The sequence below is a fragment of the Streptomyces sp. NPDC104309 genome (assembly GCF_055584025.1).
The window spans coordinates 165,292-186,815 of sequence record NZ_JBVJMV010000017.1; the positions used below are offsets into that span (position 1 = coordinate 165,292).

Sequence of the window (21,524 nt, forward strand, 5' to 3'; positions counted from 1 at the left end):
ACCGCCCCACACCCCACATCATGGAGACATGCCCGAAGGAGACACCGTCCTGCAGACCGCCGGACGTCTGCGCACCGCGCTGGCCGGCCGGATCCTCACCCGCTCCGACCTGCGCGTCCCCCGGTTCGCCACCGCGGACCTCACCGGCCGGACGGTGCTGGACGTCGCCTCGCGCGGAAAGCATCTCCTCACCCGTGTCGAGGGCGGCGTCACGCTCCACAGCCACCTGCGGATGGACGGCGCCTGGCGGGTCTACGCCCCTGGTGAGCGCTGGCGCGGCGGCCCCGCCCACCAGATCCGCGCCGTCCTCGCCAACACGGAGCACACAGCCGTCGGCTACCGGCTCCCCGTACTCGAACTCCTCCGCACCCGCGACGAGGATCAGGCGGTCGGGTATCTCGGCCCCGATCTGCTGGGCCCTGACTGGAATGCCGACACCGCTCTGCGCAATCTGCTCAGCAACCCCGCCCGTCCGCTCGGCGAGGCCCTCCTGGACCAGCGGAATCTGGCCGGAATCGGAAACGTCTACAAGGCCGAGCTCTGCTTCCTCGTCCGCGTCACTCCCTGGCTCCCCGTCGGAGACCTGGCCGCCCCACCGCCGTCCGCCTCGTCACCACGGCCAAGCAGCTCCTCGAAGCCAACCGTGACCGCCCCATGCGCACGACCACCGGCGCCGCGCCCCGCAGACACGGCCCGCACGAACGGCTCTGGGTCTACGGCAGGACCAATCGCCCGTGCCTGCGCTGCGGCACTCCCATCCGCTCGGCGGACCAGGACTCCCGCCCCGCCTACTGGTGTCCGCGCTGCCAATCCGGCCCTACAAGCTAGTTGACGATCCGTCAGATCCAGTCGTACCGTCCCGGTCATGTCCCTCACCGCGTACGACCTCACGGGCCGCTCCGCGTTCATCACCGGCGCGGCCGGCGGCATCGGCCGCGCCGGAGCCGTCCTGCTCGCGGCGGCGGGCGCCACCGTGCACTGCGCGGACCGCGACGAGAAGGGCCTGCTGGAGACCCGGGACCTGATCGCCGAGGCGGGTGGCACGTCCCATGTACACACCCTCGACGTCACCGACCGCAGCCGGATCAGGGCCGCCGTCGCCGCCGCGGGCGACCTCGACATACTGGCCGCCGTCGCCGGGATCATGCACACGAGCAGCGTCCTGGAGACCACCGACGAGGACCTCGACCGGGTCCTCTCCGTCAATTTCAAGGGCGTTCTGCACACCTGTCAGGAAGTGGCCAGCGGCATGATCGCGCGCGGCGCGCCCGGCTCTCTGATCACCATGGCCTCGGGGGCTGTCGACGCCGCGAGCCCGGGGCTGCTCTGCTACAGCGCGGCCAAAGCGGCGGTCGTCCAGCTGACAAAGACCCTCGCGACCGAGCTGGGACCTCATTCGATCCGCGTCAACGCCGTCGCCCCGGGCTGGATCCGTACACCCATGACCGCCCGCCACGACGCGGACCTGCAACACCGGGCAGAGACCACGATGGCGCGGATGTCCCCCCTCGGCCGGGTCGGCGAAGCCGAGGACGTCGCCCACACCCTGTTGTATCTCGCATCCGACGCTTCGGCCTTCATGACCGGCCAGATCCTCCGCCCGAACGGCGGCGTAGCCATGCCCTGGTAGTCCGCCGGGCCCGGTCTGCGCCCCGTATCGCTACGCCGGACCATCGACCCGCGTACCGCATCCCGGCAGTGGCGCACCAGCGCGTGCACCGTACCGGGATACCGGACCACCGCCCCGTGTCCGCATCCGCCCCGCCGGCCCCCGCGGCCCCGGCGGTCGCGGCCGCATGCACGGGCAGCAGGCTCAGCCCCCAACCGCCCGCCGCCACCGCGCCCTCGACAAGCCCCGCGTGGGCCGGTTCCAGCACGAGCCGCAGCACGGCCCACCACCACGCCCCGCCGAGAACGAGCGCCGGCACCCATCGCCGTACCATGGCTGCCTCCTCCGGCCGAACCCAGGGCCTCTCGTTTGGATCATGCCGGGCCCAAGTGCCCCGGCACCGCGCCTCGCCACGTTGTCGTCGGTCGCCATGGCTCCTTCCCCAAGCTCTCAGCTCCGTTCGAGCAGGGGAGACCCCATCCGACTCCCTCCTCCGCCGCGCGTTCCACGACAGCGGACCCCGCTCGCTGATCCGGCCTGATCCAAACGAAGGACCCTAGTCCGGCCCGCTCGCGCGGCGGGAGGGCGCATCGGTGCACCACCGGCGCGCAGTACGCAGCCGTATACCCGTTGTGCGCTCTCGCCTGGAACTCCCCGAGCGTGCCGTGCCGGAGCGCCATCCTGCCCCTGCCGGAGCCCTCCGGCAGAGGACCCGATGCACGACCCCTGGCGATCTGGCCGATCGACGCCCTTCTCTCCGCAGTCTCGCCCGGCAGTGCCCGTATCGCATCCAGAACGGAACGACGCTGCGGCAGCGCCGAGCCCCACCGTCTTGGACGGGGCTCAGCAAGCGTGCTCAGTGCTCGTCACGGCGGAGGGAGTCCTTGACGCCATCCCGCCCGTTCCCGCACCCCGCTCGCGGCGCCCTTGGCCTGCCCCCTCGGCCTGGTCCGCCTTGCCTTCGGCCTCCCTGCGTCGGTCGCCGGCCATCTTGCCCATGGCTTCCTCGGCCTTGCCCTTGATCTTGTCCTTGGCGCCTTCGTCAACCATTGCGACTCTTCGGGTAGGGCGAGGCGGGGCGATCCGTCACTCTGCCCCGTTCAGGGCAGATCGGATGTCATTGCCTGACAGCGACGGAGGGAAAACACCTGCCACCCGAACGGGTCAGGCGCTCTCCGCCTGGAACATCCAGGCGTGCTTTTCGAGGTCGGCGGTCAGCGCGATGAGGATGTCCTGGCTGACCGGATCGGGGTCACCGGTCTCCTCGATCCGCCCCCGCATGCGGCCGATCACCACTGCGAGGGCACTTACCAAGGCCTTCACCGCGTCCACGTCCTTGACCCAGCCCTCGGGCACGGATTCGATGGCCGTGGTCTTCGCGATCGTCCCCGAGCGCCCGTCCGGATTGACGCCGAGTGCGGAGGCCCGCTCCGCGACCGTGTCGGAGTGCTGGCGGGCGGTGTCGACAACCTCATCGAGCTGGAGGTGCACGGACCGGAAGCGCGGCCCGACCACATTCCAGTGAACCTGCTTGGCCACCAGCGAGAGGTCGAGCAGGTCGACCAGGGCGCCCTGAAGCGCGACTCCCACGACCTTCAGGTCGGCCTCGGACAGCGGGCTCTTCACCACAGACATGCACGTCTCCGATCTGATAGCTCTTCTGTTCGACACCACTCACGATGACACAAACGAACCAAAACAGTCATTCGGGGAACAATTGTTGTGCGAGGTCGTTCCCCGGCCGCACTCCGCGCCTGCCCGCCGGCGATGCCCTGACACGCTCCACCGTCCGCTACCCGTCCGCCACCTGTGCAGAATCGCGCGATCCGCCGAAGCCATCGACCGTGGCCTGTGCAGGCCCGGGACCGCCCGGACACGCGTGAGCCCCGGCCGACCCCACAGGGGCCGACCGGGGCTCCGATTCACACCGAACCACGCGGGTCAGGCGGCGACGACATCCACCGCTTCCGCGGGCGCCTTGATGGTCACCCGTCCCGTCGGCACACCTGCGACCGACGTCACGGAGACGGAATTGAGCATGGGACGTACCGGCACAGGCACCGGATCGCCGGCTGCTGCCGACTCGGCCAGTTCGGCCAGCGACAGCTCATCGCTCACTTCACGCATGAGCTCGGACATCCGTACGTCAAGCGCGTCGCAAATAGCGGAGAGCAGTTCGGAGGATGCCTCCTTCTGCCCCCGCTCCACCTCGGAGAGATAGCCGAGCGAGACTCGGGCGGACGAGGAGACTTCGCGCAGAGTACGGCCTTGGCGCTGGCGCTGCCGACGCAGCACGTCACCAAGCAGGCGACGGAGCAGAATCATCGGTGGCTCCCTCCTCGGACCGCGTAGCCGCATCCTTCACGCCCCACCGTACCGCCTTGCGCCGCGGCCGTGCGGGGAGCGATGTCGTGTTCACTCAGGGCTGCAAACATCAATTCCCCCCGTTCTGTTCCGTATTCTGTGCGCTTGCATTCTTGCCGAGTTCGGCGGAGAGCAATGCGAGCACGCCCCGTACGCTCTCTCTACGGATGTCCGCACGCCCGCCGTTCAATCGCAACGCGGCCATATTCTCCGCGCCGTCCGGCCCGGCCACCGCAACATAGACCGTGCCGACGGGCTTGCCGTCCTGCGGCTCGGGACCCGCGACCCCGGTGGTGGCTATTCCCCAGTCTGTACCGAGAACCCGGCGCACGCCTGCCGCCATCTGTCGCGCCACCTCCGGGTCGACTGCGCCCCGTTCCGCCAGGAGGCCACCGTCCACACCCAGCAATTCCCTCTTCAGGGGCGTTGCGTACGCCGTCACGGACCCGCGGAAGGAGTTCGAGGCACCCGGTACGGACGTCAGCTCCGCCGCGACCAGACCGCCGGTCAGCGATTCGGCGACGGCAAGGGTCTCACCGCGGTCCACCAGCAGCTCCAGCACCCGGGCCGCGGCAGTCACCGCTCGGCCTCCGCCGAACCACGGCCTCCGGGGCCCCCGGAGGCCGGCCCGGCCCCCTCAGCGGCCCCGGACGCCTCAGACCCTGCGGACGCCCCGGCTCCCCCGGAACCGACAGCTCCCTCGGACGCCCCAGAGCCCACGGTCCCCACAGAACCCGCAGTCACCGCAGTAGACCCAGAAGCCCCGGAAGCCCCAGAAGCAGCCTTCGCTCCAGCGGCCTTCTCGGCCGCGAGCCCCTTGCGCCGCAGTACGACGGCCTGGCGCACATAGTCGAGCCCGGTGACGACCGTCAGCACGACGGCCACCGCCATCACCCAGAAGCGAAGGGTGGCAAGTGGACCGGTCAGCGCGAGGACGTACATCCCGACAGCCGTCCCCTGCGCCAGAGTCTTCATCTTTCCGCCACGACTGGCTGGAATGACCGCATGCCGTATCACCCAGAACCGCATCAGCGTGATGCCGATCTCGCGGAAGAGGATCACACCCGTGACCCACCAGGGCAGATCGCCGAGGTACGACAGACAGATCAGCGCCGCGCCCATGATCGCCTTGTCCGCGATCGGGTCGGCGATCTTTCCGAAGTCGGTGACCAGGTTGTACGTGCGCGCGAGATGACCGTCGAACAGGTCGGTGATCATGGCGACGGCGAACGCCGCCCACGCGAACGACCGCCAGACCGGGTCGTAGCCGCCGTTGTGCAGCAGCAGCATCACGAAGCCGGGCACCAGCACCAGACGCAGCATGGTGAGCAGATTGGCGATGTTCCACAGGCTCGCTTGGTTGACGGCCGCGGTGCCCAGCTTGCCGCCACGGACCGGCTTCGCGCCGGAGCCGCCTGCCGCGGATGCCGGGACTCCCGTCATCTGGCCGCCTCCCCGAGCTCGGAACACTCGGCCACCAGGTCCACTCCCTCGGTGCCGACCACCTTTGCCTCGACCATACGGCCGGGCGCGAGGCCCTCGCGTGCGGTGAAGAGGACCTGGCCGTCCGTTTCGGGGGCCTGGTGCGCCGCACGCCCCACCGCGCGCGGCTCGTCCTCGGTGGGGTCGACGGACTCAACCAGCACCTGCAGTGTCTCCCCGAGGCGCTCCTCCGCACGCTGCGACGTCAGCTCCTCGGCCAGCTGCGAAATATGCGCGAGCCGCTCCGCGATGACGTCGGCGTCCAGCTTGTTCTCGTAACCGACCGCCTCGGTGCCCTCCTCGTCGGAGTAGCCGAAGACGCCGATGGCGTCGAGTCGGGCACCGGTGAGGAAGCGTTCAAGCTCCGCCAGGTCGTCCTCGGTCTCGCCGGGGAAGCCCACGATGAAGTTGGAGCGCGCACCGGCCTGCGGCGCCTTGCCGCGGATGGTGTCCAGGAGCTCCAGGAAACGGTCGGTGTCACCGAAGCGCCGCATGGCCCGCAGCACGGTGGGAGCCGAGTGCTGGAAGGACAGGTCGAAGTACGGCGCCACCTTCGGGGTCGAGGTCAGTACGTCGATGAGGCCCGGCCGCATCTCCGCGGGCTGCAGGTAGCTGACCCGGATCCGCTCGATCCCCTCGACGTCGGCGAGCTCCGGCAGCAGCGTCTCCAGCAGCCGGATGTCGCCGAGGTCCTTGCCGTACGAGGTGTTGTTCTCGGAGACCAGCATGACCTCCTTCACGCCCTGCTCGGCCAGCCAGCGGGTCTCCCCCAGCACGTCCGAGGGGCGCCGCGAGATGAAGGAGCCCCGGAAGGACGGGATGGCGCAGAAGGAGCAGCGGCGGTCGCAGCCCGAGGCGAGCTTCACCGAGGCCACGGGGCTGGTGCCCAGCCGCCGGCGCAGCGGCGCCCGCGGTCCGGAGACCGGTGCGACGCCCTCGGGGAGGTCGGCGGGTGCGGGGGCCGGTGCGGCTTCCTGCGCGTGCCCCGGCAGGGCCACTGCGGCATCCTGCCGCTCGGCCGGGCTGATCGGCAGGAGCTTTCTGCGGTCGCGCGGGGTGTGCGAGGCGTGGATGCCGCCGTTGAGGATGGTCTGGAGGCGGTCGGAGATGTCGGCGTAGTCGTCGAATCCGAGGACGCCGTCCGCTTCGGGCAGGGCCTCGGCGAGGTCCTTGCCGTAGCGCTCGGCCATGCAGCCGACGGCGACCACGGCCTGGGTCCTGCCGTGGTCCTTCAGATCATTGGCTTCGAGGAGGGCGTCGACGGAGTCCTTCTTGGCGGCCTCGACGAATCCACAGGTGTTGACGACGGCGACATCCGCGTCGGAGGCGTCCTCGACGAGCTCCCAGCCGTCCGCTGCCAAGCGGCCTGCGAGCTCCTCCGAGTCCACCTCGTTACGGGCGCAGCCAAGAGTGACAAGGGCGACGGTACGGCGTTCGGGCATGGGCTCAAGACTACTTTGTCCCGGCACTCGCCCTGCCGTGCAGGGTTCCCCCGTTACACCGAGTAACAAGAGGGCGGGTGCCCGGCAGTCCTGCCGGGCACCCGCCCTGTGGCCGGTCCCGCTTCGGAACCTCCCGTGTACCGGTCAGCCGACCGCCGGGTCGCCCTTCGTGTACGAAAGTCGCTCGACCTGGCCGGGCTGGAACTTGTCCTCGACCTTCTTGCCGTTCACAAAGAGCTCGATGGACCCGGCGTCACCGAGGACGAGGTCGACCCGCTCCTGGTCCTGGAAGGTCTTGGACTGGCCCTGGAGGAGCAGGCCGTCGAAGAGCAGTCGGCCGTTGTGGTCCTTGGCGGAGATCCAGCTCTTGCCCTGGCTGGCGCTGAGCTTCACCGTCACCTTGTCCCGGGGTGCCGCGGCGATGGCACTGTCGGAAGGCGCCGGCTTGGGGTCGACGGGCTTGCTGGTCTTCGGCGCGGGGCTCTTCGTGTTGGGCGTCGAGCCCTCCGCGACCTGAGTGGTCTTGGGGGTGTCGCCGCCGCCCTTCAGGAAGGTGAAACCGACGAACCCGACGACGGCGACGATCGCCGCGACCATGGCCGCGGTCCAGTTGGGCCGCCGGGGTTCGGAACGGATTCTCTCGGCCTCGAACAGCGGCGCCGCGGGGGTGGGTGCGGGACGGCCGCCGTGCTCGGCGTCGTACTGCGAAACCAGCGGTTCCGGATCGATGCCGACGGCACGCGCCAAGGTACGGATGTGGCCGCGCGCATACACGTCGCCGCCGCAGCGGGAGAAGTCGTCCTCTTCGATCGCGTGCACGATGGGGATGCGCACCCGGGTGGACGAACTGATTTCTTCGACTGTGAGACCTGCGGCGATACGAGCCTGCTGGAGCACTCGACCGATCGAAGGCCGGTCGTCTTCAGGGGAGTTGCCGATGGACACGGGGGCGCCTTTCGAGCGTGAGCCACCTGCTGGATGTTCAGTCTAGGGGGGGTACGAAAGGGTGGGGCAACCGGGAGGAAGGACTTTGTACGCCATCAGACTCGAACGCCGTCGGATTCACCGGGCCACCCCGAGAAGGACAATCCTGCCGTCCCTCCCTCCAACTTGACGTACGACCCGGCGAAAGGGTTGCCCGCACTTCACCTACGAAGCGGATTCCCCGCGGATCAGTGCCAACACCCCGTCCAGCTCGTCCGGTTTCACCAGGACGTCGCGTGCCTTGGATCCCTCGCTCGGACCGACGATGTTCCGCGACTCCATCAGGTCCATCAGCCGGCCGGCCTTGGCGAAGCCGACCCGCAGCTTGCGCTGAAGCATCGAGGTGGAACCGAACTGGGTGGAGACCACCAGTTCGGCGGCCTGGCACAGCAGATCCAGGTCGTCGCCGATGTCCTCGTCGATCTCCTTCTTCTTGGCGCCGCCGACCACCACGTCCTCGCGGAAGACCGGCGCCATCTGATCCTTGCAGTGCTGGACGATGGCCGCGACCTCGTCCTCGGTGACGAAGGCACCCTGCATACGGGTGGGCTTGTTGGCCCCCATCGGCAGGAACAGTCCGTCTCCCTTCCCGATCAGCTTCTCGGCGCCGGGCTGGTCGAGGATGACGCGGCTGTCGGCCAGCGAGGAGGTCGCGAAGGCGAGCCGTGAGGGCACGTTCGCCTTGATCAGACCGGTGACGACGTCGACCGAGGGCCGCTGGGTCGCAAGCACCAGGTGGATACCGGCGGCGCGGGCCAGTTGGGTGATACGGACGATGGCGTCCTCCACATCACGCGGAGCGACCATCATCAGGTCGGCCAGCTCGTCGACGATCACCAGCAGGTACGGGTACGGCGAGAGCTCGCGCTCGCTGCCCTCCGGTGGCTTGGCCTTGCCGTTGCGGACGGCCTGGTTGAAGTCGTCGATGTGCCGGTATCCGAACGCGGCGAGGTCGTCGTACCGGAGGTCCATCTCCCGTACGACCCACTGGAGGGCCTCGGCGGCGCGCTTGGGGTTGGTGATGATCGGTGTGATCAGGTGCGGGATGCCCTCGTACGCGGTCAGCTCGACCCGCTTGGGGTCGACCAGCACCATGCGGACGTCGTCCGGCGTCGCCCGCACCATGACCGAGGTGATCAGGCAGTTGATGCAGGACGACTTGCCGGAACCCGTCGCGCCGGCCACCAGGACGTGCGGCATCTTCGCCAGGTTGGCCATCACATAGCCGCCCTCGACGTCCTTGCCGAGCGCGACCAGCATCGGGTGGTCGTCCTCGGCGGCGTCCGCGAGGCGCAGCACATCGCCGAGGTTGACCATCTCCCGGTCGGTGTTGGGGATCTCGATGCCGACCGCCGACTTGCCCGGGATCGGGGAGATGATCCGGACGTCGGGACTGGCGACGGCGTACGCGATGTTCTTGGCGAGCGCGGTGATCCGCTCGACCTTCACCGCGGGACCGAGCTCCACCTCGTAGCGGGTGACCGTCGGTCCGCGGGTGAAGCCGGTGACGGCGGCGTCGACCTTGAACTCGGTGAAGACGTTCGTCAGGGACGCGACGATCGCGTCGTTGGCGGCGCTGCGGGTCTTGCCGGGGCCACCGCGCTCCAGCAGGTCGAGCGAGGGCAGCGAGTAGGTGATGTCGCCCGAGAGCTGCAGTTGTTCGGCACGGGCCGGCAGCGGCTGGGACTGCGACCGGTCGGGCGCGGGCTTCGTCAAATCGGGTACGCCGCCCGAGGGCACCGCCCCCTTCTCCGGCTTGCCTCCCCCGGTGGCGGGTTCGCCCTCCCTGGCGCCCGGCACCGGCGTACCCGGGCGTGCACGCTCGACGGAGACGCCCTGGGTGAGATCGGCGACGACCGGCGAGGGCGGCATGCCGTTCAGCACCGCCCCGTCGAGCGCCGCGGCCGCGGCCGCGGCGACATCCACCGCGTCCATGGTGCGGTTCATCACGGGCTGCGCGGAAGGCCTGCGCGGCCTCGGGCGCTTGGAGAGAGCATCGGCCTCCGCACGGTCGGGGTCGTACTCCGCGGGCACTTCGGAGCGGCGTGCGGAGGAGCGGCGGGAGCGGGCGGGAAGCGCCTCGCGCCACTGCTCGTCGTAGCGCTCGTCGTCGCTCTCCTCGTCAGCCTCGGGGTCGTGCACCGGGTCGAGGATGCCCAGCTTGGTGCCGAGCAGCCGAAGCCGCTGCGGAATGGCGTTCACCGGGGTGGCGGTGACGACCAGCAGCCCGAAGACGGTGAGCAGCAACAGCAGCGGTACGGCGAGGACCTCGCCCATCGTGTAGATCAGCGGCTTGGAGGCCGCCCAGCCGATGAGCCCGCCCGCGTCCTGCATCGCCGTGGTGCCGTCGCCCCGGCCGGGCGATCCGCACGCGATGTGTACCTGCCCGAGCACTCCGATGACCAGGGCGGAGAGCCCGATGACGATGCGGCCGTTGGCCTCGGGCTTCTCCGGGTAGAGGATCAGCCGTACGGCGATGGCGCCGAGCAGTATCGGCACCAGCAGATCGAGCCGCCCGAAGGCCCCGGTGACGAGCATCTCGACGAGGTCACCGACGGGGCCGCGCAGATTCGACCAGGTACCCGCGGCGACGACCAGCGCGAGGCCGAGCAGCAGCAGGGCGACGCCGTCCTTGCGGTGTGCGGGATCGAGCCCCTTGGCACCGCGCCCCACGCCGCGGAGCATCGCACCGATGGCGTGGGCCGCGCCGAGCCAGACGGCACGCGCCACCCGGTACACACCACCGGTGGGCGAGGGTGCCGGTTTGGGCGCGGCCGCCTTCTTGGCCGCCGCCTTCTTGGCGGGGACCTTCTTCGCGGGCACGGTCTTCTTCGCAGCGGTCTTCTTGGCGGGCGCGGCTTTCTTGGCCGGCCCCGCGGTACGGCCGACGCGCTTCGCGGTGCCCGCCGTGCCCTGGGAACCCTTGCCGGACGTACGTGAGGCCATGGTGCCGAGGTTACCGGTGTCGACGGCCGTGAACACGTGTGCCTGCCGCTTCACCCGACCGTGTCGTCGTACGGAGGCGGCAAACTGACGCGTTCTCACGCGCCCGCACCGATGGTGGCCTTCCGTTCCCCGCTGTCGAACGGGCCGGACGGCAGGGCAGTTGGGCCGAAGCCCCGGACAACCGCCGTTCGCCGACCGCAGGTCGCACGGCCGGACCGCTCCCGCCGTTGATCCGCGCCGCCGGTACGGCGTTACGAGGGAAGGATGCTCGCGCCGCTTCCGGTGCCGGGTTCCAGCGCGTCGAGTGCCCGGCGCAGGCCGGTCAGCTTCCGTTCCAGGTGGGCGGCGGTGGCCACGGCCGCGGCGTCCGCCGACTCGTCGTCGAGCTGCTTGGACAGCGCTTCGGCCTGCTCCTCGACGGCCGCGAGACGCGCCGAGAGTTCGGCCAGCAGCCCCGCAGGCTCCTTCTCGTGGCCCGCGTCGCCGTTGGTGTCGCCTTCGAGCTGGAGCCGCAGCAACGCCGCCTGTTCGCGCAGCTTGCAGTTCTTCGTGTACAGCTCGACGAAGACCGAGACCTTGGCCCGCAGCACCCACGGGTCGAACGGCTTCGAGATGTAGTCCACCGCGCCCGCCGCGTAACCCCTGAAGGTGTGATGCGGACCGTGATTGATCGCGGTGAGGAAGATGATCGGGATGTCCCGGGTCCGCTCCCGCCGCTTGATGTGCGCGGCCGTTTCGAAACCGTCCATACCGGGCATCTGGACGTCCAGCAGAATGACCGCGAAGTCGTCCGTGAGCAGCGCTTTGAGCGCTTCCTCCCCTGACGATGCCCGTACCAGTGTCTGATCGAGCGCAGAGAGGATGGCCTCCAGCGCCAGCAGATTCTCCGGCCGGTCATCGACCAGGAGGATCTTGGCCTTCTGCACCATGGCCCGTCCTCCTCGCCCCGGAATTGCACCGGGCGCCGCCCCAGGGGACGACTCCCTTACGCCGTCCGTCCTTGTGCCGGTCATGGTAGCCGCACCCCGCCCGTCGACACACCCTGTCACCGCGATGTCACTGTGCACACAGAAGAAACGCGGTGGGGGACCAGAAGGTTCCCCGTACAACGCCTTCTCACACTCCTGCGGGCACAGCCAATCATCAACTCATCGCGATTCCTTCAATAAATGATCACTCTCCGCGCATCCATTGCTCCATTACGGAAAGGAGATGATCAGGATCGACAGGCTTGGTGACATAGTCGGAAGCACCGGATTCGATGGCCTTCTCCCGGTCGCCCTTCATGGCCTTGGCCGTCAGCGCGACGATCGGCAGCCCCGCGAACTGCGGCATCCTGCGGATCGCCGACGTCGTGGCATAGCCGTCCATCTCCGGCATCATGATGTCCATCAGAACGACCGTCACATCGTCGTGCTGTTCCAGGACTTCGATGCCCACCCGCCCGTTCTCCGCGTACAGCACCGCGAGACCGTGCTGCTCCAGCACGCTGGTGAGCGCGAAGACGTTGCGGATGTCGTCGTCGACGATCAGCACCTTCTCGCCGTGGAACCGGAACTTCCTGCGAACCACCGGTTCCTCCTGCCCACCGAGCGTCCACGGCTCCTGCGGAGCCGCCGGGGCGGCAGCGCGGGACGGCAGCGCGAGCCGCCGCTCCGAGCTCCCCAGGGGCTTGCGACTCCGCGCCGGTCCGCCGGCTCCGGCCGAATCGTGCACGGCCGCCGTCGGGCCGGCGCCCGGCCCGGCGTCCATGAGCGGACCTTCCTCGGCCGCCGCACCGCGTGCCTCGACGGGCCCCGGGCCGATGTGCGGATAGCCCTGCGGCGGCAGCTCGCTCGGGTGCAGCGGCAGATACAGCGTGAACGTCGAGCCGCGGCCCGGCTCGCTCGCCGCGTGGATCTCACCGCCCAGCAGCCGGGCGATTTCCCGGCTGATGGACAGGCCTAGCCCCGTACCGCCGTACTTGCGACTGGTCGTCCCGTCGGCCTGCTTGAACGCCTCGAAGATCACCAGCATCTTGCTGGACGCGATCCCGATACCGGTGTCGGTGACGGAGAAGGCGATCAGATCGGCATCGGCGTCATGCAGCGATCCGGCCTCCAGGAGCTGCTCACGGATGGCGTTCGGCACATCCGTGCTGGCGTGCCGGATCACCAGCTCGACCGCTCCGCTGTCGGTGAACTTCACCGCGTTGGAAAGGAGATTGCGCAGCACCTGGAGCAGCCTCTGCTCGTCCGTGTGCAGCGTCGCGGGCAGCTCAGGCGACACCCGTACGGAGAAATCGAGTCCCTTCTCGGCGGTGAGCGGCCGGAAGGTCGCCTCCACGTAGTCGACCAACTGGACCAGCGCGATCCGGGTCGGGCTGACATCCATCTTGCCCGCCTCGACCTTCGTCAGATCGAGGATGTCGTTGATCAGCTGCAGCAGATCGGAACCGGCCCCGTGGATCGTCTCGGCGAACTCCACCTGCTTCGGCGAGAGATTCCCCTCGGCGTTGTCCGCGAGCAACTTGGCCAGAATGAGCAGCGAGTTGAGCGGGGTACGCAACTCGTGCGACATGTTTGCCAGGAACTCGGACTTGTAGCGCATCGAGACCGCGAGCTGCTCGGCGCGCTCCTCCAGGACCTGCCGGGCGTCCTCGATCTCGGTGTTCTTTACCTCGATGTCGCGGTTCTGCTGGGCCAGCAGCTCGGCCTTCTCCTCCAGTTCGGCGTTGGAGGCCTGAAGCGCCTGCTGCCGGATCTCCAGCTCCTTCGAACGGTCCCGCAACTGCTCGGCCAGCTCCTGCGACTGCTCAAGGAGCTTCTCGGTCTTCGTATTGACGCTGATGGTGTTGACGCTTGTCGCGATCATCTCGGCGAGCTGGTTGAGGAAGTCCCGCTGGATATGGGTGAACGGTTGGAACGAGGCCAGCTCGATCACCCCGAGAACCTTCCCCTCGAACAGCACCGGCAGCACGATCACATGCGCGGGCGGCGCCTCGCCGAGCCCGGAGGAAATCTTCAGATATCCCGGCGGAACGTTGTCCACCTGAATCGTCCGTTTCTCCTCCGCCGCGGTGCCGATGAGCGTCTCACCGGGCCGGAACGAAGTCGGCATCGATCCCGCCGAGTATCCGTAGCTGCCCCTCATCCGGAGTTCGTACGAGCTGTCCTTGTCACTGTCCGGCCCCACCGCGTCGGTGTCACCGGTCGGCATGGCCAGGAAGAACGCACCGTGCTGCGCGGAGACGACCGGAGTCAGCTCGCTCATGATCAGCGAGGCCACGTCGTCGAGATCGCGCCGCCCCTGCATCAGACCGGAGATCCGGGCGAGGTTGCCCTTGAGCCAGTCCTGCTCCTTGTTGGTGGCCGTGGTGTCGCGCAGGTTGGCGATCATCGTATTGATGTTGTCCTGCAGTGCCTGGATCTCGCCGGACGCGTCCACATCGATCTTGAGATTGAGATCGCCGCGGGTCACCGCGGTGGCGACGGCCGCGATGGCCCGCACCTGACGAGTGAGGTTCCCGGCCATCTCGTTCACCGACTCGGTAAGGTCGCGCCAGGTGCCGTCGACGTCCCGGACCCGGGCCTGACCGCCCAACTGCCCCTCCGTGCCCACCTCACGGGCCACCCGGGTCACCTGCTCGGCGAACGAGGACAGCTGATCGACCATCGTGTTGATGGTGTTCTTCAGCTCCTGGATCTCACCGCGCGCGTCGATGTCGATCTTCTTGGTGAGGTCGCCCTTGGCGATGGCCGTGGTGACCGTGGCGATCTGCCGCACCTGACCGGTCAGATTGGACGCCATCGAGTTCACGGACTCGGTGAGGTCCTTCCACGTACCGGAGACACCCGGAACGCGTGCCTGGCCGCCCAGCTCGCCCTCCGTGCCCACCTCACGGGCGACTCGCGTCACCTCGTCGGCGAACGACGACAGCGTCGTCACCATTGTGTTGACGGTGTCGGCGAGCTCCGCGACCTCGCCGCGCGCCTCGACGGTGACCTTCTTCGTCAGGTCGCCGGTGGCGACCGCGGACGAGACCCGGGAGATGTTCCGGACCTGACTGGTCAGGTTGTTGGCCATCAGGTTGACGTTGTCGCTGAGGTCCTTCCAGATACCCGTCGCACCGCGCACCCTGGCCTGACCGCCGAGGATGCCCTCGGTACCCACTTCGCGGGCGACCCGCGTCACCTCGTCGGCGAAGTTGAGCAGCTGGTCGACCATGGTGTTGACCGTCGTGACGAGTTCGAGGATCTCGCCCTTGGCGTCGACCGTGATCTTCTTGGAGAGATCGCCCTTGGCGACCGCGGTGGTGACCTCGGCGATGTTGCGGACCTGGAGGGTCAGGTTGTTCGCCATGCCGTTGACGGACTGGGTGAGGTCCTTCCACGTACCGGAGACACCCTGCACCTCGGCCTGGCCGCCGAGGATGCCTTCCGTGCCCACCTCACGGGCGACCCGCGTCACCTGCTCGGCGAAGTTCGAGAGCTGGTCCACCATCGTGTTGAGGGTGTTCTTCAGCTCCAGGATCTCGCCGCGCGCGTCCACGTCGATCTTCTGCGACAGGTCGCCCCGCGCCACCGCCGTGGCGACCTGGGCGATGCTGCGGACCTGATCGGTGAGATTGCCGGCCATGCCGTTCACCGAGTCCGTCAGATCCCGCCACACACCGGCGACGCCGGGCACCTGTGCCTGGCCGCCGAGCCGCCCGTCCGTACCCACCTCGCGGGCCACCCGCGTCACCTGCTCGGCAAAGGCGGAGAGCTGGTCGACCATCGTATTGATGGTGTTCTTCAGCTCCAGGATCTCGCCGCGCGCGTCCACGTCGATCTTCTGCGACAGGTCGCCCCGCGCCACCGCCGTGGTCACCTGCGCGATCTGGCGCACCTGGGAGGTCAGGTTCCCCGCCATGAAGTTGACGGAGTCGGTGAGCTCCTTCCATGTACCGGAGACACCGTCGACCCGTGCCTGGCCGCCGAGGCGGCCCTCGGTGCCCACGTCGCGTGCCATTCGCGTCACCTGGTCGGCGAAGTTGGACAGCTGCGCCACCATGGTGTTGACGGTGTTCTTCAGCTCCAGCATCTCGCCGGCCACGTCCACGGTGACCTTCTGCGACAGATCACCGTTGGCGACCGCCGTGGTCACCTGCGCGATGTCCCGTACCTGCCCGGTCAGGTTGCGGAAGGCGGTGTTCACCGAATCGGTGAGGTCCTTCCAGGTGCCCGCGGCACCCGGCACCTCGGCCTGACCGCCCAGCCGGCCCTCGACGCCGACCTCCCGGGCGACCCTCGTCACCTCGGATCCGAACGACTGAAGCTGGTCCACCATCGTGTTGACGGTGTTCTTCAGCTCCAGCATCTCGCCGGCCACGTCCACGGTGACCTTCTGCGACAGGTCACCACTGGCCACTGCCGTGGTCACCTGCGCGATGTCGCGCACCTGTGTCGTCAGGTTGCGGAAGACCGTGTTCACCGAATCGGTGAGGTCCTTCCAGGTGCCCGCGGCACCCGGCACCTGGGCCTGACCGCCGAGCAGACCCTCGCCGCCGACCTCGCTCGCCACACGCGTCACCTCGTCGGCGAAGGTGCGCAGCGTCTCGGTCATCTGGTTGATCGTCTCGGCGAGCTGGGCGACCTCGCCGCGCGCGCTCACAGTGACCTTCTGGGACAGGTCACCGTTGGCGACGGCGGTCGTCACCTCGGCGATCCCGCGCACCTGGGAGGTCAGGTTCCCGGCCATCGTGTTGACGGAGTCGGTCAGGTCCTTCCAGACCCCGGCCACACCGGGCACGGTCGCCTGCCCGCCCAGCTCGCCCTCCGTACCCACCTCACGGGCGACCCGGGTCACCTCGGAGGAGAACGACGACAGCTGGTCGACCATCGTGTTGACGGTGTTCTTCAGCTGAAGCATCTCGCCGGCCACATGCACGGTGACCTTCCGTGACAGATCGCCCTTGGCGACCGCCGTCGTCACCAGGGCGATGTCCCGCACCTGTGCGGTCAGCCGGTACGCCATGGTGTTCACGGAGTCCGTGAGGTCCTTCCACGAACCGGACATGCCGCGCACCTGGGCCTGTCCGCCCAGCTTGCCCTCAGTACCCACCTCGACCGCGACCCGCGTCACCTGCTCGGTGAACGCGGACAACTGGTCGACCAGGTTGTTGACCGTACGGGCAACCTTCAGGAACTCGCCGCGCAGCGGGCGCACCGTCTCGTCGGAGGTGTGCGACCGCAGCTCCATCCGCTGTTCCAGATCACCGTCGGCCACCGCCGACAGCACCCGGCCGACCTCCGAGACCGGACGGGCCAGATCGTCGACCAGTTCGTTGGAGGCGTCGATGGCGGCGGCCCAGGAACCCTCGCAGGCGCCCGTCTCCAGCCGTTCCGTGAGCTTCCCCTCACGCCCGACGACCCGCCGCACCCGAGCCAGCTCGCCGGTGAGATGGAGATTGCGGTCGGCGACTTCGTTGAAGACTGCCGCGATCTCCGTCATCACGCCGTCGCCCGAGACGGTCAGGCGCCTGCGAAAATTCCCGTCGCGCATGGCCACCAGGCCCGCCAGCAATCGGTTGAGCGCCGCCGCGTCGACCTCGATGCTTCCATTGCGCTGCTTCTTCACGGACTGTCCGCCTTTTGTGCGCGTGCCTGATCCCCGCGCCGCCACGCCAGACTCCACCGTGATCCCTCCCGCAGGGGTTGACCGTATAGCTCGGGCCTTATCTGGGAGCTTGCCCAGTTCCTCATTGGCTCACCGCCACAGCCCACCGTCGACGGGTGACCATGCGGACGTCAAATCGTTGAAACGTACCAGGCCCCACCCGATCGGGGTGCAGCCTCCAAGGGTTGTCCCACATCGCCCTGTTGGGAAGCCCACACTTGTCCGGTCACGTGCCTGTTCCTCATCGTTCCTGCCCGAAGTCGGCCCTCGTGTATCCGGCACCGAGACCGAGCGTCTAGCCTGGCAGGCGAATCGAAGCGGCGAGAAACGGGCACAGGACTCGGGGAAGCGACGAGACACCAAATGGGGAGTGCTGTGATCACCGCGCGCGCGGCCGCCACCTTCGACCCGGTCGGGCGCTCTGTCGCGACCGCCCGTGCCTTCGTCCGTGACACGCTCCAGGGATGGGGATACACGGATGTCGTCGACGACGCCGTCGTCCTCACCAGCGAGCTCGTGACCAACGCCGTGGTGCACGCGGGTACCGCTGCGGACGTGCTGTGTATGCGTACGGAGGACGGGGTCCGCATCGAGGTCTCCGACCACTATCCGGAGCGCGAGGTCCCGCTCCAGAGCGCGGGTCCGGACTTCGGCAGCCCGGACCGTGAGAACGGCCGCGGGCTGCTGCTCTGCGCGGCACTCGCCTCCCGGTGGGGCGTCGAGTATTCGCCCACCCACAAACATGTCTGGTTCCAGCTCGATCTTCCCGAGCGCCCGGTGGGCATCCGCTCCGCCGGTCCCCTGCTCCCGGTCGGCCTGCTCCCGGTCGCCGACGAGCGCGTCCGGGTGGCCGTCGTACAGATCGACAGCACCGGCTCCATCGCCGCCTGGAACGAGGACGCCGCGTTCCTCTTCGGATACGCCGCGGACCAGGTCACCGGGAAACAGCTCACCGACTTCACCGCCTGGCCGCAGACACCCGGCACCAATACGGGCATCGTCGAAGCACTGCAACTCTCACGCTGGGAGGGCAGTTACGGAATCCGTGGCGCCGACGGCCGCACCATCCCCGTCTACGCGTCACACCTCCGGGTCCGCGACACCGACGGTGAACCGTCCACGGTCTGCCTGCTCGTCCGCGACTACGAACGCGCCGTTCTCCAGTCCCCGGCACGCACACCGGTGTCCGACGCGAACACCGAGAACCGCAAGGCCGACCCGTTCGAGATCTTCATCGGCTCCCCCGCCCCCGACGACCTCGACGGCCTGCTCCAGCGCACGGTCGAACGGGCGCGCGACATGCTCCACGCCGACTCGGCCTTCCTGCTGCTGGCGACGGACGACGAGACGGAGCTGGAGGTACGGGCCACGACCGGCCTGCCCTCCGCCCGTCAGCGTTTCGCCCGCGTTCCGGTGGAGGCCGGTACCGGACGTTACGGCTCCGCACGGATGCCCGCCGTCCACGAAGACCTCGACCACGTCCCCGGCGCCGTCCCCCTGCTCGGGGGCACGGGGATGCGCTCGGTCGTCACTGTCCCGTTGAAGGTCGAGGGACGTCTGACGGGCTCGCTCGGGGTCGCCGCGGAAGCGGCCGGCCGCTACTCCAACGAGGAGGCCCTGCGCCTCCAGTTCGCCGCGGACCGCATCGCGCTGGCCGTCGAGTCGGCCCGGCTGGGCGAACTGGAACGCCTGCGCCGCGGTTCCCTCTCCTTCCTCGTCGAGGCGTCCGATCTGCTCGCCGGCACCCTCGACCGGGACCAGACCCTTGCCCTGATGGCCCAGATGACGGTCCCCACCCTGGCCACCTGGTGCGCCGTCTACACGATCGCCGACCAATCCTCCGAGCCGTACCTCTCCTACGTCCTGCACGAGGACGAGGAGCGCATCGACGGCCTGAAGGCCCTGCTCTCCAAGATCGCTCCCCCGGACCCCGTACCGACCCCCGGCGCCCGTGTCTGGGCGGCCCCGGCCGAGGCCGCCCACCAGGCGGCCCTGCGCACCTCCATGCGTACGCTCGGCCTCGGCGAGCCCGGCGGGCTCGGCTCCGGCGTCCGTACGACGCTCGCAACCGCCGCCGCGGTGGGCGGGGAGACCGTGGTCCTGCCACTCGTCGCCCGAAACCGCGTCATCGGCATGCTCACCCTCGGGAAGCCCTCCGACGACCACTTCCGCCAGGAGATCCTGGAGCTGGCCGAGGACCTTTCCCGCCGTGCCGCCCTCGCACTCGACAACGCCCGGCTCTACTCGGAGCGCATGGCGATCAGCCAGTCCCTCCAGCGCAGCCTGCTGCCGCCGGGGCTGCCCGAGGTCCCCAATGTCGAGATCGAGGTCATCTACCGCGCGGCGGGCGAGGGCAACGAGGTCGGCGGCGACTTCTACGACGTCTTCCCGATCCGCGACGGCGCCTACGGCTTCGCCATCGGCGACGTCTGCGGTACGGGTCCGGAGGCCGCGGCCGTCACGGGCCTCGCCCGCCACGCCCTGCGCCTTCTCGCCCGCGAGGGCTTCGGCGGCCCGGCGGTCCTGGAGCGTCTCAACGCCGCCATCCTGGACGAGGGAGCCCGCAGCCGCTTCCTGACCCTCCTGTACGGGGAGTTGTGGCCCCAGGAGGACGGGAGCGCGCTCCTGAAGGTGGTCTGCGCGGGCCACCCCCTGCCGCTGCGCCTGCGTCAGGACGGCTCGGTCGAGGCAGCGGCCGAACCTCAACCGCTGCTGGGCGTCATCGAGGACCTCGAACTGTACGAGCAGACGGTCACGCTCGACCCGGGCGACGTCCTGCTGTGTGTGACCGACGGCGTCACGGAACGCCGTGAGGGCACCCGCATGCTCGGCGACGACGGTCTGGCGGATGTCCTCTCCACATGTACCGGTCTGACGGCCGGCGCGGTGGCAGCACGCATCCTGCGTGCGGTCGAACGCTTCGCCGCCGAACCGGCCTCCGACGACATGGCCATCCTCGCCATGCGCGTCCCCGAACCGCCCACCGTCTGACCGCACCTCATCCGGGCCTGAGCCTCTGCGAAACTGCGGCCTATGAATCCAAGGACGATCACCGCATCAGCCGCGGGTACGTGGGAACTCGGCGACCTGACAGTCAATCGGCTCGGCTTCGGTGCGATGCGCCTGACCGGGAGCGCCGCCTTCGACCTCGGCACACCGAGCAACCGTGAGCGGTCGATCGGTGTGCTCCGGCGGGCGATCGAGCTCGGTGTGAACCACATCGACACCGCCGCGTTCTACTTCTCGTCGCTGCGGTCCGCCAACGAGCTGATCAACCGGGCGCTCGCCCCGTATCCCGAGGACCTGCTGATAGCCACCAAGGTCGGCCCCCGACGGGACGCCTCGGGCGCGTGGATCGCCCCCGCGAGGCCGGACGAGCTGCGCGGCCAGGTCGAGGAGAATCTGCGCCAACTGGGCCGCGACCACCTCGATCTGGTGAATCTGCGCCTCATGGGCCAGGACTCGCTCTCCGAACACTTCGGGGCGCTGTCCGAGCTGCGCGAGGCAGGCCTCGTACGCCACCTCGGCATCTCCGGGGTCAAGACCGTCCATCTCGCCGAGGCCCAGGCCATCGCCCCGGTGATCTGTGTACAGAACCGCTACAGCCTCGATACGCCCGGCGCGGGCACGGATGACGTCCTGCGAGCCTGTGGAGAGCAAGGCATCGCGTTCGTCCCCTTCTTCGCCATAGCCGGCCAGGGGCGCGAGCAAGGCGCAGATTCCACGCGCTCCGAGAGCTCCGACGCGGACGAACTGCTCGCCGTCGCCCACGCGCACGGTGTGACAGCGGCGCAGGTGCGGCTGGCCTGGACGCTGCATCAAGGACCGCACGTCCTTGCCATCCCCGGCACCGGTAATCCGGAACACCTGGCGGAGAACGTGGCCGCAGGTGCCTTGCGCCTCTCAGCGGACGAGGTGGCCCGCCTCGATTCGCACCACACGGGCAACGAGTAAGGACGCGCGGAATCGAGTAGGAGGGACGGGTCGCCCGTCCCTCCTCTCACACCACCGGACATGCGGGTCACGCATCCGGCGGTTCATCCAGCTGATCTCAACCG

General features: G+C 68.9%; 13 protein-coding genes and 2 pseudogenes. 4 read left to right on the plus strand and 11 right to left on the minus strand.

The window, feature by feature from the left end; translation table 11 throughout:
- Positions 1–28: 28 nt before the first annotated feature.
- Together ACZ68L_RS24975 and ACZ68L_RS24980 are read left to right on the plus strand one after the other, a co-directional pair.
- Positions 29–828: pseudogene (locus ACZ68L_RS24975) on the plus strand (DNA-formamidopyrimidine glycosylase family protein).
- Positions 829–865: 37 nt separating this feature from the next.
- Positions 866–1,630: an SDR family NAD(P)-dependent oxidoreductase gene (locus ACZ68L_RS24980; protein WP_469580371.1), complete on the plus strand. Its 765-nt coding sequence runs from the start codon at positions 866–868 to the stop codon at positions 1,628–1,630.
- Positions 1,631–1,742: 112 nt separating this feature from the next.
- Here the strand turns inward: ACZ68L_RS24980 and ACZ68L_RS24985 are convergent.
- The 11 genes and pseudogenes from ACZ68L_RS24985 to ACZ68L_RS25035 all read right to left on the minus strand — a co-directional run.
- Positions 1,743–1,943, minus strand: a pseudogene (locus ACZ68L_RS24985) (hypothetical protein); the annotation flags it as partial.
- A 509-nt stretch (positions 1,944–2,452) separates the two neighbouring features.
- Positions 2,453–2,659 carry a CsbD family protein gene (locus ACZ68L_RS24990; protein ID WP_469580373.1) on the minus strand — a complete coding sequence of 69 codons (207 nt, stop codon included), beginning with the start codon at positions 2,657–2,659 and terminating at the stop codon, positions 2,453–2,455.
- A gap of 114 nt (positions 2,660–2,773) precedes the next feature.
- Positions 2,774–3,244, minus strand: a complete 471-nt coding sequence (locus tag ACZ68L_RS24995; protein ID WP_469580376.1) for a Dps family protein — start codon at positions 3,242–3,244, stop codon at positions 2,774–2,776.
- A 306-nt stretch (positions 3,245–3,550) separates the two neighbouring features.
- A complete protein-coding gene (locus tag ACZ68L_RS25000; protein ID WP_030927058.1) occupies positions 3,551–3,934 on the minus strand; it encodes a helix-turn-helix domain-containing protein in 384 nt (127 codons plus the stop codon).
- A gap of 109 nt (positions 3,935–4,043) precedes the next feature.
- Positions 4,044–4,553 carry a CinA family protein gene (locus tag ACZ68L_RS25005; RefSeq protein ID WP_469580380.1) on the minus strand — a complete coding sequence of 170 codons (510 nt, stop codon included), beginning with the start codon at positions 4,551–4,553 and terminating at the stop codon, positions 4,044–4,046.
- Positions 4,550–5,416 carry a CDP-diacylglycerol--glycerol-3-phosphate 3-phosphatidyltransferase gene (pgsA, locus tag ACZ68L_RS25010; protein ID WP_469580382.1) on the minus strand — a complete coding sequence of 289 codons (867 nt, stop codon included), beginning with the start codon at positions 5,414–5,416 and terminating at the stop codon, positions 4,550–4,552. The genes ACZ68L_RS25005 and pgsA overlap by 4 nt, the downstream gene beginning before the upstream one ends.
- Positions 5,413–6,897: a 30S ribosomal protein S12 methylthiotransferase RimO gene (gene rimO, locus ACZ68L_RS25015; RefSeq protein ID WP_469580384.1), complete on the minus strand. Its 1,485-nt coding sequence runs from the start codon at positions 6,895–6,897 to the stop codon at positions 5,413–5,415. The genes pgsA and rimO overlap by 4 nt, the downstream gene beginning before the upstream one ends.
- Positions 6,898–7,041: 144 nt before the next feature.
- On the minus strand, positions 7,042–7,842 hold the full coding sequence (locus ACZ68L_RS25020; protein WP_469580387.1) for a helix-turn-helix domain-containing protein: 801 nt from the start codon (positions 7,840–7,842) through the stop codon (positions 7,042–7,044).
- A gap of 204 nt (positions 7,843–8,046) precedes the next feature.
- Positions 8,047–10,827: a DNA translocase FtsK gene (locus ACZ68L_RS25025; RefSeq protein ID WP_469580390.1), complete on the minus strand. Its 2,781-nt coding sequence runs from the start codon at positions 10,825–10,827 to the stop codon at positions 8,047–8,049.
- A gap of 251 nt (positions 10,828–11,078) precedes the next feature.
- Positions 11,079–11,756 (minus strand): response regulator, encoded by a 678-nt coding sequence (locus ACZ68L_RS25030; protein ID WP_469580393.1) that lies wholly within the window; start codon positions 11,754–11,756, stop codon positions 11,079–11,081.
- A 244-nt stretch (positions 11,757–12,000) separates the two neighbouring features.
- The gene (locus ACZ68L_RS25035) at positions 12,001–17,427 is read right to left on the minus strand and encodes a HAMP domain-containing protein (RefSeq protein ID WP_469580396.1); all 5,427 of its coding nucleotides are present in this window, start codon (positions 17,425–17,427) and stop codon (positions 12,001–12,003) included.
- A gap of 414 nt (positions 17,428–17,841) precedes the next feature.
- On the opposite strand from ACZ68L_RS25035, the gene ACZ68L_RS25040 reads away from it, so the two are divergent.
- On the plus strand, positions 17,842–20,457 hold the full coding sequence (locus ACZ68L_RS25040; protein WP_469580398.1) for a SpoIIE family protein phosphatase: 2,616 nt from the start codon (positions 17,842–17,844) through the stop codon (positions 20,455–20,457).
- 42 nt (positions 20,458–20,499) lie between these two features.
- Positions 20,500–21,420: an aldo/keto reductase gene (locus ACZ68L_RS25045; protein ID WP_469580400.1), complete on the plus strand. Its 921-nt coding sequence runs from the start codon at positions 20,500–20,502 to the stop codon at positions 21,418–21,420.
- Positions 21,421–21,524: the final 104 nt, after the last annotated feature.

What these genes read in the sequence shown, in the direction of transcription:
- ACZ68L_RS24995 (WP_469580376.1), bottom strand. Translation starts at nt 3,244, where the DNA reads ATGTCTGTGGTGAAGAGCCCGCTGTCCGAGGCCGACCTGAAGGTCGTG.
- pgsA (WP_469580382.1), bottom strand. Translation starts at nt 5,416, where the DNA reads ATGACGGGAGTCCCGGCATCCGCGGCAGGCGGCTCCGGCGCGAAGCCG.
- ACZ68L_RS24990 (WP_469580373.1), bottom strand. Translation starts at nt 2,659, where the DNA reads ATGGTTGACGAAGGCGCCAAGGACAAGATCAAGGGCAAGGCCGAGGAA.
- rimO (WP_469580384.1), bottom strand. Translation starts at nt 6,897, where the DNA reads ATGCCCGAACGCCGTACCGTCGCCCTTGTCACTCTTGGCTGCGCCCGT.
- ACZ68L_RS25045 (WP_469580400.1), top strand. Translation starts at nt 20,500, where the DNA reads ATGAATCCAAGGACGATCACCGCATCAGCCGCGGGTACGTGGGAACTC.
- ACZ68L_RS25000 (WP_030927058.1), bottom strand. Translation starts at nt 3,934, where the DNA reads ATGATTCTGCTCCGTCGCCTGCTTGGTGACGTGCTGCGTCGGCAGCGC.
- ACZ68L_RS24980 (WP_469580371.1), top strand. Translation starts at nt 866, where the DNA reads ATGTCCCTCACCGCGTACGACCTCACGGGCCGCTCCGCGTTCATCACC.
- ACZ68L_RS25025 (WP_469580390.1), bottom strand. Translation starts at nt 10,827, where the DNA reads ATGGCCTCACGTACGTCCGGCAAGGGTTCCCAGGGCACGGCGGGCACC.
- ACZ68L_RS25030 (WP_469580393.1), bottom strand. Translation starts at nt 11,756, where the DNA reads ATGGTGCAGAAGGCCAAGATCCTCCTGGTCGATGACCGGCCGGAGAAT.